Annotated in this window: 10 protein-coding genes; 6 read left to right on the forward strand and 4 right to left on the reverse strand. The window is 54.7% G+C overall.

The features are described from left to right. Window positions 1-58 precede the first annotated feature (58 nt). Window positions 59-649, reverse strand: coding sequence for an IS110 family transposase (locus AB5Z54_RS09475; protein ID WP_368161338.1), 591 nt, complete (start codon window positions 647-649; stop codon window positions 59-61). 133 nt (window positions 650-782) lie between these two features. Between AB5Z54_RS09475 and AB5Z54_RS09480 the strand changes: the two genes are divergently transcribed. Continuing rightward, window positions 783-1,454, forward strand: a complete 672-nt coding sequence (locus tag AB5Z54_RS09480) for a PTS sugar transporter subunit IIB (protein ID WP_368161339.1) — start codon at window positions 783-785, stop codon at window positions 1,452-1,454. Window positions 1,455-1,627: 173 nt separating this feature from the next. On the opposite strand, the gene AB5Z54_RS09485 is transcribed toward AB5Z54_RS09480, so the two are convergent. Then, complete coding sequence (locus AB5Z54_RS09485) at window positions 1,628-2,629, reverse strand: LacI family DNA-binding transcriptional regulator (RefSeq protein ID WP_368161340.1); 1,002 nt, start codon at window positions 2,627-2,629, stop codon at window positions 1,628-1,630. A 284-nt stretch (window positions 2,630-2,913) separates the two neighbouring features. Between AB5Z54_RS09485 and AB5Z54_RS09490 the strand changes: the two genes are divergently transcribed. The 3 genes from AB5Z54_RS09490 (at window position 2,914) to AB5Z54_RS09500 (ending at window position 7,795) form a co-directional block, all read left to right on the forward strand. Beyond that, entirely contained in the window at window positions 2,914-4,698 is a 1,785-nt protein-coding gene (locus tag AB5Z54_RS09490) for a PTS lactose transporter subunit IIBC (protein WP_368161342.1), read from the forward strand. Between the two features lie 75 nt (window positions 4,699-4,773). Continuing rightward, on the forward strand, window positions 4,774-6,195 hold the full coding sequence (lacG, locus tag AB5Z54_RS09495; protein ID WP_368161344.1) for a 6-phospho-beta-galactosidase: 1,422 nt from the start codon (window positions 4,774-4,776) through the stop codon (window positions 6,193-6,195). A 367-nt stretch (window positions 6,196-6,562) separates the two neighbouring features. Then, the gene (locus AB5Z54_RS09500; RefSeq protein ID WP_316366777.1) at window positions 6,563-7,795 is read left to right on the forward strand and encodes a Fic family protein; all 1,233 of its coding nucleotides are present in this window, start codon (window positions 6,563-6,565) and stop codon (window positions 7,793-7,795) included. Here AB5Z54_RS09500 and AB5Z54_RS09505 read toward each other — a convergent pair. Both AB5Z54_RS09505 and AB5Z54_RS09510 read right to left on the reverse strand, forming a co-directional pair. Further along, window positions 7,792-8,172 carry a sugar phosphate isomerase family gene (locus AB5Z54_RS09505; protein WP_368161346.1) on the reverse strand — a complete coding sequence of 127 codons (381 nt, stop codon included), beginning with the start codon at window positions 8,170-8,172 and terminating at the stop codon, window positions 7,792-7,794. The two genes, AB5Z54_RS09500 and AB5Z54_RS09505, sit on opposite strands and share 4 nt — an antisense overlap. Before the next feature lie 162 nt (window positions 8,173-8,334). Continuing rightward, on the reverse strand, window positions 8,335-10,029 hold the full coding sequence (locus AB5Z54_RS09510) for a PTS lactose transporter subunit IIBC (RefSeq protein ID WP_055310563.1): 1,695 nt from the start codon (window positions 10,027-10,029) through the stop codon (window positions 8,335-8,337). A gap of 377 nt (window positions 10,030-10,406) precedes the next feature. Here AB5Z54_RS09510 and AB5Z54_RS09515 point away from each other — a divergent pair, with 377 nt between their 5' ends. Both AB5Z54_RS09515 and AB5Z54_RS09520 read left to right on the forward strand, forming a co-directional pair. Then, complete coding sequence (locus tag AB5Z54_RS09515) at window positions 10,407-11,306, forward strand: DUF7916 family protein (RefSeq protein WP_368161348.1); 900 nt, start codon at window positions 10,407-10,409, stop codon at window positions 11,304-11,306. A 72-nt stretch (window positions 11,307-11,378) separates the two neighbouring features. Continuing rightward, window positions 11,379-12,098, forward strand: coding sequence for a GntR family transcriptional regulator (locus tag AB5Z54_RS09520; RefSeq protein ID WP_226802922.1), 720 nt, complete (start codon window positions 11,379-11,381; stop codon window positions 12,096-12,098). Window positions 12,099-12,519 lie beyond the last annotated feature (421 nt).

The raw sequence follows: 12,519 nt of genomic DNA on the forward strand, positions 1-12,519 counted from the left end.
ATCCGGCGTATCCGCGTTGGCGCGATTGGCGAAAATGCGTTGGTGGAAATGGTGAAAATTATATTGACGCTAACAGCACGTCGTTGTCGGCCCCCTCCGCGAACCTTATCGACTCGATCCAGGACCAGTGCGCCCGGGTCCAGTTGCCCTTCCTGCGGCCGGTGGGCGTCCTCTCGTCGAAGACGAGCCCGTGCCTGAGCAGGAACTTGGAGAGCCGCTGCTTCGAGCGCGAGAGGTCGTCCCTCGCGTCCTCGAGCGCCCTGGTCAGGTCGCGGGCGGCCTCGCACTCGTCGTCGGGGACCCACACCTCGACCACGTTGCCGACCGACAGCATGCGGGCGAGGAACTCGGCGTCGTTGCGGTCGTTCTTCCTGCGCCTGTCCGCGCTGGGCTTGATCATCTTCGAGACGGCGCCGACCACGCAGTCGACCCCGAGGCCGGAGAGCCTCTTCTGCAGGTCGAATCCCGTGACCCCGGACTCGTACACGCACTTGGCCTTAGGGTCCACGGACCGGACCCAACCTGCGACGGCGCCGGCGTCGTAGCCGAAGGTCGCGCAGCGCACCTCCCCGGTCATGACGTCGAGGGAGACGGCCTTTATCGAGCGGGCGTGGACGTCGAGGCCGACGAAGGTGGTAGTATCGAGCATGGGAGCCCCTTCCATGAATGCGGCGTGGCCGCCGCGGCTGAATTAGACACTCACCATTGTCGGCCTAATCCGCGGTCTTTCATGCAGCAGGGGCTCTCAATGTTTTTATGTCCTGCTCATATCGTCTGCCCCCGTGGCCAACGTCCTCATTGGTAAGTTCTTCATCGACTTTTTGGGCATGAACGGCTTTATCTATGCCATGCCGTGGGCACTCCCCGGACCGATCGGCACCTTCATCGACACCAACTTCCAGCCGATCTCTCTGGTCCTGGTTGTCGTCCTGCTGGTCGTTGACTTCTTAATCTACTACCCGTTCTGCAAGGCCTACGACAACGTCCTGTGCAAGCAGGAGGCCGAGACCCTGGCCGAAGAAGAGGCCGAGGAGACCAAGACCGTCAAGACCGCTGACGCCCCCGCCGTTGAGGCTCCTGTTGTCGAGACCGCTTCTGCCACTGAGGCCTCCGCAGCTCCGTCCGCCCTTAAGGGCAAGGATCTGAGGGTTCTGGTTCTGTGCGCTGGCGCCGGCACCTCTGCACTGCTCGCCAACGCGCTTAAGGAAGGCGCCGACGAGCTGGGCATCGACATTACCGCCAACGCCGGTGCCTACGGCAGTCACTACGCCATCATGGACCAGTACAACGTCATCGTCCTGGCTCCGCAGGTTCGCACCTATTACAACGAGATGAAGGCCGACACCGACCGCCTGGGCATCACGCTGCTGTCGCCCAAGGGCAAACAGTACATCGACCTCACTAAGGATCCCAAGGGTGCCGTCGCCTGGATCGAGGAAAACCTCGAGGCATAAGACGCTGACACCACCTGCCGCTCGCAGACAATAAATGGCCCGTGCATCGATGTGTGATGCGCGGGCCATTTTGTTTAGACCGCACCCGTCCTCCTGTTCATCTCAATCTGTAACATCTAGCCGAGTTTTCGGGTCCCACCTGTTACAGATTTAGACGAGCAGGCCGAGCACGTCTACGCCCGCAGGTCCTTCACGCTGGAACGCTCGACCAGCACGCCCGACACAAGCGTACGGCTTCTGGAGCTCGGGGCTTCCAGACCTGCGACGACCTCGTTAAGCGCACGGATGCCCAGCTCGCGGTGGCGAAACTTCACTGACGTCAGAATCGAGTTGGGAATCGTCTTGTAGAGTTCGTCGTCAAAGCCGATCACGGACACGTCGTCGGGCACCCTGAGCCCTCTGTCACGCAGAGCCATCATCACGCCGTTGGCCATGCAGTCGTTAGCAGCGAGGACCGCCGTGCAATCGGGTTTATCGGCAAGCACAAGGCCCGCGGCATAGCCGCTATCCGCATTCCAATCGCCTTGCAGAGGCTCGGGCGGCTCAATGCCACGCGTCTCGAGCGCCGCACGCCAACCTTTCATACGGCACTGGCTCGACAGTGACTCTTTCTTACCAGAGACGAAGTACACGTTCTTGTGACCGTGGTCCAAAAAGTACTCGCACGCCATACGCGCGCCGCCCTCTTGGTCGTCACTGACGGTGGAGCAGGTAGGATGCTCCATCGGCGTGATAATCACCGTCTTGAGGTCTTTCGGCGCCTCAAAGGTATCAAAGTCATCGACCATCTGGCGCAGGTTGAAGATCATGCCATCAACAGGCAGTTGCGACATCCTACGCGCCGCTTCGGCAAGGGTCATCTTCTCCCCCGCCCGCTTCTTAATCATTGTGAGCGCAAAGCCGCGTTCTTCGGCGGCATCGGCGATGCCGTCAATCATGTCCACGGCACCGCCCGACAAGTGGAACAGCACCACGCCGATGCACCCGTAACGACCCAACTTGAGCGAACGCGCGGCAAAGTTGGTTCGAAACCCAAGCTCCTCCATGGCCGCATGGACCCTATCGCGCGTCGACTCGCGCACGCTATCGGGCTCGTTGATCACGCGCGACACCGTCTTGAGAGAAACGCCCGCGGCAACTGCCACATCGTTCATTGAGACATTTTTCTTGTCCATCGTTGCCACTACTTCTCCAGTCGGTTTTGCATCGCTTATTTTTTGCGTTCTAGCATACACTACCTGCCTGACTAATAAATCAACCGTTTACCGAACAATATCGACCGCTCACCCGTATATCCTTGTTGCTGTTCCAAAAATGTCTTACGTTGTCATTAACGAAATGACAACGTTGTCATTTCGCAATGCCTTCCTTAAGCAGGAAGGTTTCCGGGCAGTCCTGACCATCCATCGACGACCAGTTCCATCCACATGCATCGCGCACTAAGCAGCAAAGGAGCTCTATGGACGCCATCGTAAAGATGCTCGAAAAGCATCAACCGTTCTTTGAGAAGATCTCGAGAAACATCTACCTCCAGGCCATCAAGGACGGATTCCTTGGGTGCATGCCCATCGTCCTCACCTCTTCGATCTTTCTGCTGATCGCCACGCTTCCCGGCGTGGTCGGCATCACGTTGCCCCAGCCGCTCCTCGACTGGTGCAACAAGCTGTACAACTTCACCATGGGCGTCATGGGCATCATGGTTGCCGGCACCACTGCCAAAAACTTTACGGCTTCCATGAACCGTCGCATGCCCGCCGGCAAAGTGCTCAACGACGGTTCCACCATGGTGGCCGCCCAGTGCAGCATGCTGCTGCTCGCAGTCACGCAGTTCACCACCAAGTTCAACGGCTCCGAACTTTCGGTCTTCGATTGCACCAGCATGGGTACGCGCGGTCTGTTCTCGGCCTATATCGCCGCGTTCATTACCGTGTGGGTCTATAAGTTCTGCGTCTCGCGCGATCTGACCATTAAGCTGCCCAAGGAGGTCCCGGGCGCCATCGCTCAGAACTTCCGCGACATCATCCCCTTTGGCGGCGCCGTCATCATCTGCGGCATCATCGATGTCGTCGTGCGCAACCTCATGGGCGTTCCGTTCTCCGAGCTGCTTATCAAACTGCTCTCCCCGCTCTTTACCGCCGCAGAAACCTATCCTGGCCTTATCCTTATCCAGGCAGCCACCGCGTTCTTCTGGTTCATCGGCGTCCACGGCCCCTCGATCGTCCAGCCGGGCATCGACCCCATCCGTCTTGCCAACCAGGCCGAGAACCTGCAGGTTCTGCTGGCAGGCGGTCACCCCGCCCACTCCCTCACCTTTAACATGTCGCTCGTGGGTGAGTTCGGCGGCACCGGCGCCACGTTCATCGTGCCGCTTCTGCTGATTCTCTTTATGAAGTCCAAGCAGCTCAAAGCCGTCGGTAAGGCCTCGATTGTTCCTGTTGCCTTCGCCGTCAACGAGCCGCTGCTCTTTGGCGCGCCGATGATCCTTAACCCCTACATGCTCATCCCCTTTGTTGCCGCCGGTTGCGTCAACGTGAGTGTTGCCAAGTTCTTTATCGATAACGTGGGCATGAACGGCTTCTCCTTCGTGGTGCCTTGGGCTACCCCCGCCCCCATCGGCATCTTCATCACCACGAACTTCCAGCTTATCGCCCTGGTATTTGTCGCGATTATCATCTTGCTGGACGCCATCATCTACCTGCCGTTCTTGAAGGCATACGATAAGCTGCTCTGCGACCAGGAGGCCGAGCGCGCCGCCGAGCTGGGTCTCGAGTCCAATGGTGCCGCTGCCATCGCCGCCAAGCCCTCTGCGCCCGCTGTCGAGCAGGCTACCGCTTCCGTCGAGACGACTGTTGCCGCCGCCGACAGCAAGCCTGTCGCCGATCAGCCCGAGCCCGAGCCCGCTGCCGATGCATCCGCTAAGAAGGATGTCGATGGCCTGAAGGTCCTCGTCCTGTGCGCCGGCGCCGGCACCTCTGCCATGCTCGCCAACGCCATCAAGGAAGGTGCTGCGCAGACCGGAGAGAACATCGCTTCCTCCGCAGGCGCCTATGGCCAGCACACTGCCATCATGGATCAGTACGACGTTATCGTGCTCGCCCCGCAGGTTCGTAGCTACTACAACGACATGAAGGCCGACACCGATCGCCTGGGCATTAAGCTGCTCGCTCCCCGCGGTAAGGAATATATCGACCTTACTCGCGACCCCGCTGGCGCCATCAAGTGGCTCCGCGAGAACCTCGACTAGCTCCTCCCTCTGTTGGTGCCCGGATTCCCGGTTCGGGCACCTCTCCCTATTCGTATCCCACAGAAAGGATGACTCATGACCAACCCCATGCAGTTCCCCGACGGCTTTGTGTTTGGCGGCGCCACCGCTGCTTACCAGGTTGAGGGCGAGACCCGTACGCACGGCAAGGGCAAAGTGCCCTGGGACGATTTCCTGGTTGCTCAGGGTCGCTTCTCCCCCGATCCCGCAAGCGATTTCTACAACAAGTACCCGGTCGATATCGACCTGTGCCAGCGCTTCGGCATCAACGGTATCCGCGTCTCCATCGCTTGGAGCCGCATCTTCCCCAGCGGCACTGGTGAGATTAACCCCGAGGGTGTTGCCTTCTATCACGAGCTCTTTGCCACCTGCAATAAAGCCGGCGTTATCCCCTATGTCACGCTCGATCACTTCGATACGCCCGAGGCCTTTTACCAGAACGGCGGCGAGGGCTTCCTGACGCGCACGACGATCGACGCCTTTGTCGAGTACGCCAAGTTCTGCTTTGCCGAGTTCACCGAGGTCAAGCACTGGTTTACCTTTAACGAGATTCCCGCGACCGCCGAGGGCAGCTTTATCGTCGGCAACTGGCCGCACGGCGAGAAGTATCGCCTGGACAAGGCTTTCCAGCTCATGCACAACATGATGGTGGCCCACGCCAAGGCTGTCGTCGCCTTCCATGAGGGCGGCTTTGAGGGCGAGATCGGCATTGTCCAGAACCTGGAGCCCAAGTATCCCCTCGATCCCAACAGTGCTGCCGACTGCGAGGCAGCTCGCATGGCCGATGTCATCAACAACCGCTGGGTGCTCGACGCCACTTTCCGCGGCCACTATGCAGCCGACACCATGGAGGCTGCGACCAAGCTGGCCCATATCGCCGGCGGCGAGCTCGACGTTCGTGACGAGGACATCGCCGCGTTGACCGCCGCGCTCCCTTACAACGATTGCCTGGGCGTCAATACCTACAAGTGCCAGTTCCTGCGTGCCGCCGAGGGCGAAAACGACATCAACCACAATGGCACCGGCGACAAGGGCTCCTCGCGCTGGTTCCTCAAGGGCGTGGGCGAGTCATGCGTGCGCGAAGGCATACCCACCACCGATTGGGACTGGATCATCTATCCCGAGGGCCTGTACGACCTGCTGCTGCGCATTAAGAACGATTACCCCAACTACAAGAAGATCTACATCACCGAGAACGGCATGGGCTATAAGGACGACTTCGAGGATGGCTTTATCGACGACGCCCCTCGTATCGACTACATGCGTCAGCATCTCGCGTGGATCCTCAAGGCAATCGACGGCGGCGTGAACGTCGACGGTTACTTCGTGTGGTCGCTGCAGGACCAGTTCTCCTGGACCAACGGCTATAACAAGCGCTATGGCCTGTTCTACATCGACTTTGAGACCCAGAAGCGCTATCCCAAGGCGAGCGCGTACTGGTACAAGAACGTCGCGGAGACCGGCCTGCTCATGGCTTAACTTCTGCCACATACCCCCTGTCGGCCGCATGCGAATCCCTCCACGGGTTCGCATGCGGCCTTTTTGTTTTTGGTGGGCCCGTGCGGGCCGTTTATCTCAATCTGTAACATCTAGCAGGGATTTTCAATCCTAACTGTTATAGATTTAGACGAACGGGCGGCCAGGGCTGAAAGATCTCAATCTGTAACACGTAGCCCACTTTCGACCGTCTACCTGTTACAGATCAAGACAATAAGATAGTCAAATCCGAACTTTCCAAGCAGTTATGAACCATGGTTTCTAGTTTTCGGTATCACGAACATACTTTCGGTATCATTTAATGATATTATGATATCGAAAGTATGTTCGTGATACCGAAAGGAGCCGCATGCGCCAGTTCGATTACACCACAGTCCCAGCGGAACTCGAAGCAACTCCAATCACCAACCTCCTCCTCTCGATACGCGAGCATAAAGGCCGTCAGCTTGCTCTGAGTCAAGTCAAACCCGAGCTTCTATCGTCCCTAATGGAGGAGGCTAAGATCCAAAGCACCCGATCCTCCAACGGACTTGAAGGAATTGTTACCACCCAAAAAAGACTCAAAGCGATCATGGCGTATTCCGCCAAGCCAAGCTCCCGCGCAGAGGAAGAAATCGCTGGATACCGAGATGTGCTGTCGCTTATTCACGAGCAACACGATTCCATTCCCGTAACGCCATCGGTCATTCTGCAGTTGCATCGTGACCTCATGGCGCACACGGCAATCTCGTATGGAGGCCATTGGAAAGATGGCGATAACGAAATCGTCTCCATTGACGATCAAGGTAATCGATTTGTGCGCTTTAGGCCCCCTTCGGCTCTAGCAACCCCGGGACTTATTAAAGAAGCCTGCCAGTCCCTCAACGATGCTTTATCTCGCCAAGTTTGCGATCCCCTCCTTATATCGCTCCGCTTTATCTTCGATTTTGTTAGCATTCATCCCTTCAACGATGGCAATGGCAGGATGAGCCGGCTCCTTACAACGCTGCTGCTCGAAAAGACTGGATACGACGTTGCGCGCTACATCAGCATCGAACGACTTATTGAAGACAACAAGGCGCTCTACTACAACGCCCTCGCTGCAAGCTCCACTGGATGGAATGAAAATCAAAACACCGAAGCACCTTTTATCCGTTTCATGCTCGGAACAACCCTAGCCGCCTACCGACAGCTCGAGCAGCGTACCTTAATTGAATCAAGCACTCGTCCCATGTCGAAGCAAGCGCGCATCGCTGTTCTATTTCAACAGAGACCCGGCGTCATTAAGAAATCCGACATCCGGTCCAACTGCCCCGATATCAGCGAGGTAACCGTTAAACGAACCCTCGGTCAGCTTGTTAGTTGCAGCGCAATCGAAAAAACAGGAGCGGGCCGTTCGACGGGCTACATACTCAAAGACGTCCATGCTCTAGAACTATTCTTGCAATCCACAATACCCGATGGCGAGGCCGCAATAACAAAAGAGGCTCCAAAGGATAAGCTCCTTGAACGTGTAAACCACGCCGAGGATGAAAGCAAAGAGGGACTCTATGAAGACTATGATTCATTCTCAAGGGACATAAAGACGAAATACGGAGTCTAGTCATATCTCAGAATAGCCTCATCCTTGTTGCTCAAAGTTATTTGCGCGTCATTGTAAAGCGGTACCCCTGCGCCGGCGGGGGGGCAGAAGTATCGCCTGCCGATCCTGCTGGAGTCGGCGATCAGATAGCGCGAGTCGGCCTTGCTAAAGGCGAGCTGCTGGATGCGGCCCTCTTCCATGTTAGACGTGGACACGTCGCCGTCCAAAATGCCGTTGGCGCCGATAAACGCCGCGTCGATACCCAGCGCACGCAGGGCATCCTCGGCCGTTGGCCCCACAAAAGCGGCAGTGCGGCGACGGTATATACCGCCCACGAGGCACAGGTCGCAGTCTTCGCGCGCCTCGAGCAGGCTAAAGGCCGAAAGCGAATTGGTCACATAGATGGAAGGCAGTTTGTCGGTGACTCGGAGAGCGCCAATGCGATCTCACGACGGTTGCGCTCATTGTCTCAATTAGATACTCAACGAAATACGGCCCCGCAGCTCAATAAGCTGCGGGGCCGTACCATACACCGACGAATCAACGACGAAGTGCATCCACTATTTGGCCAGCTCCTGAACGATCCAGTCAATTGCACCTTCGGGATCGTTGGTAAGGTCGATATACTCCTTGCCCCTTGTGGTGAGCAGTTTAATTCCAAGGCGATCGGTATCGGCCTTCATAGCGTCATAGTACATGCGTGCCTGGGGCGCCAGAACAATCACGTTGTACTGATCCATCGTCTCATAGTGGCTTCCGTACGCACCGGACTGAGAAACCAGATCGATACCCTTAGCAGCGGCACCTTCGCGAAGAGCATTTGCCAAGAGAGTCGAAGTGCCGGCACCCTGGCAAAGCACAAGCACGCGGATCTGCTCCGCCTTGTCCTTTACCGCCTCGAGAGCTTTTGCGACATTTTCCTGTGCGGCAATAGCATCTGCATCCGAGTTTCCTGCAGTCTCCTTTGCAGACTCTTCCAAACAAAGCTGATGGTCATACGCCTTGCAGAACGGATAGTAAATCACAAAGTCAACGACCAACAGCACTGCCATCAATACGAGAGAACGCAGATCGAGACCCGTGGTGAGGAACGCACCAATTGGGCCGGGAAGCGCCCACGGCATGGTATACATGGGGGCGTTCATTCCAATGACGTCAATGAAAAATTTACCGATAATGGCGTTGACCATAGGAGCCACTAGGAAGGGCACGAACATATAAGGATTGAGAACAATCGGCATACCGAAGATAACGGGCTCGTTAACTCCAAAAATCACCGGGATAATCGATGCCTTGCCCATGGCTTTAAGCTGCTTGGAGCGCATAAACATGATCAGGATAATAGGAACGATGAACGTGCAGCCAGAACCGCCCAGACCGCCGATGAAGCTTGTAAAGTCCTGCGTGAGAGCAATTGACGGGTGTCCACCTGCTTGGAAAACCTCAAGATTGGTAACGGTATTGCCGTAGAGCGCAGCATTGATCGGACTCATGACAACCGAAGCACCGTGGATGCCCATAAATTGGAAAAGTGCGACCGCGCCTTCGATAAGCGCCATGCCAGGATAGGTGTCGACCGCGGAGAACAGCGGCGAGATGAGAGCGGATACCAAATTGGCGAACGGCACAGCAAGCAGCTTGCGGCTCGCAAGATCGATAAAAGCGCACGCAAGGATCGAAAACCCAAATGCAAAGATATCGCGAAAACTCTGCGCAATAGAGCCAGGGACCTCTTTGGGGAGCTTGATCGTCACATTATGGCTAATGCACACCTTATAGATATTAACGGTCAAGAATGCGGCTACGAACGCAGCGAGAAAACCCTTGGTTCCCATATAGCCGGTTTCAAAAACAGATGTATCTGCTCCGCCAATCGAGACAACATCGTTCGTCACCGATAGCAAGAGCATGCCGCACATGGCACAAACCATGCACGAGGTGGGGTTGAGAGATTTACCCGAAGGCATGCGACGGTTCATCGACATGGCAAGTGAGCTCGCCGTGGTGCCGGCCACCATAATGCCAAGAAGTCCCATGGTATATGCATAGATTTTATTGAAGAAATCCAGCACCTCAGACGGAAGCGTGATGCCTACATAGGCAGGGAGCGTCGAAAGAAGAAGGAACAGGCTCGAGAACAGCACAATTGGCATATTCGAGAGAAAGCCATCCTTAATCGCCACCAGATAAATGTTCCTCGAGATTTTGTCGAAGAGGGGCTGGTGTTTTTCAAGGAATTTGACGATAGCGTCCATAACACATCCTTTCATGATTCCCGGGCACACAACGATTTATCCGGACTCAACCGTCGTCGTCCCCGTTTGTATCCACTTATGTAAGTGAATACGTTCTTGTGCGAAATGTAATATCATTTGCGCGATTTGTCATAACCAATTCTTTTTCCGCTTTGTCGATATGTCAAGAATTCAAATACTTATTCGGTGAACGGTAGTTGATTAATTTAAGGTTTTCCCAGCTAGGGTCTATTTTTTCAGAGCAGTACAATAAGTTTGCAACCGTTCACCGATTGGATATAACATATTGAATATATTGTTGTAACAATATTAGAGACAATGTCACAAGCCTGTCGTTCTAGTCAAAGGAAGTAACAATGCCCAAACGATTACTGAACATGTCCGCATCCGATTTTGCCGCCACGTCACCCATGGATCTAAAACAGGCAATTCTGGCTTCCGAGGGACGTACCATCATGGCGGAAAACGTACCCTCTTCCCAATTTCTCGGCGGCGTTACTAATGCAGAAATCGAACGTGCCGCAGGTGCCGACCTGCTTCTGTTTAACGCGCTCGATGTGTTCGATCCAGTTATTGCCGGTATTCCAGATGATCTCAATGAAAACCCGGTCACTTGGGTGAAGCGAGCATGCGGAAGGCCCATTGGCGTCAATCTGGAGCCAGTTGATAACGAGGCAGAGATGTCTGAATCCCGAACGGAAATCCCCATGGGTCGTCGCGTCTCTCCCAAGACCTTAGAAAAGGCTAACGAACTCGGATTTGATTTCATCTGCCTGACGGGCAACCCTGGAACCGGCGTCTCCAACGATGCAATCGCCCATTCGATTAAACTCTCCAAAGAGCATTTCAATGGCCTGGTCATAGCCGGAAAAATGCATGGAGCGGGCGTTGCAGAACCTGTCATGACGCTCGAAATTGCGCGCAAGTTTGTTGACCTCGGCGTCGATATCCTTCTCGTGCCAGCCCCCTACACCGTCCCTTGCTTCCAAGAAGCAGACCTGCGCGCCATCGTAGACTTTGTACGATCCCACAACGTAGGCAAGTCAATTGAAGAGAAGGTTCTCGTCATGGCGGCGAACGGGACGAGTCAAGACTCCTGCGACAGCGAGACCATTAAGAAAATAGGCCTTGCAGCAAAAGCAGCCGGCGCTGACCTCCAACATATCGGGGACTCCATGAACGGTATTTGCCTGCCCCAGAATATCTTCACGCTCGGACAAGCCCTTCGTGGATACAGGCATCAGATCGTCATGCTGAGCCGCTCTTTGATACGTTAAGGTTACCTTGCCCACGTTACATCCCGACTGAGGCAACCATCAGGTATAACCAACATGCAAACTGAGGCTCTAATGCTCGATACACACGAAAAACGGCCACTCTATTTACAGCTCACCGACGCGCTGCTCAAGCAGATCGTCGATGAATATCAAGCAGACGATAAACTTCCAACAGAAATGGAACTCTGCGACGAATACGCCGTAAGCAGAACAACCGTCCGACTTGCCATGAGTGAGCTGGAGCGTCGTGGAAGTATCTATCGAATCCAAGGTAAGGGATCGTTTGTTGCACCGAAACGCGTTAGCGAGCTCAATTCACTTTTAGACTTTGACTTTGCAAGCCATTGCGATGGCGTTGATCCGGATGCCATCACCAAACATTTCGGCGGCCTCACATCAGGTCGTCCAATTTCCGTAATGATGCTCCAACAATTTGGATGTCAAAGTCGCGATGAAATTCAGCGTCTTGAATTGACCTACGAACTTGAAGGCAGCTTCATAGGCGCTGATACATTCTTCATTTCAAAGTCGCGCGTTCCGAATAACCAGTTAGATTTTCAGGCATTTAGCAGAATCATGGACGACTTGTCCAAGTCTATCCAATCTGTTAGGGAAAGCTATAGAGCACGTCAGCTTAGCGATTCCGAAGCCAGTAATTATGGTGTTGCAAAACTTCCGGTCATCGAACTGACTCATTATGCTTACGACTCCGGAGGCAAACTAATCTCAATTGTCTGCCGCACCGTCTTAACTGGGCGAGTCCCTTATCAAAACTTTATTTTCAAGTCCTAATGTTCTTTTTCTTTTGTCTCGATCTGTAACACGTGGCCGAGTTTTTAAGTCCTAACCGTTACAGATCGAGACAAACAACGTAGACCCCGCCGAATTGTCTCAATCTGTAACACTAAGACCGGTTTTGGACGTCTAGATGTTACAGATTGAGATGAATGCACAGGCCAATGTCCCCAATCTAAATCTGTAACAACTAGCCGAATTATTCGGTCCTAGCTGTTACAGATCGAGACAAACGGAATAGGCCGAGCCAAAAATCTCGATCTGTAACATCTGACTCGCTTTTGGCCGCCTAGATATCACAGGTTGAGACAATTTGATAGTGGAGTCCTCATTTGCGCGTCGATCGCGTCGAAAATGTTGGTGTAAGGGTGACACCCTAGCGCCCGTTTAACGAAAAACGGCCTTCGTCCTAGAATCT

Origin of the sequence: Collinsella aerofaciens (genome assembly GCF_040910185.1) — a bacterium.
Lineage (GTDB): Bacteria > Actinomycetota > Coriobacteriia > Coriobacteriales > Coriobacteriaceae > Collinsella > Collinsella aerofaciens_BF.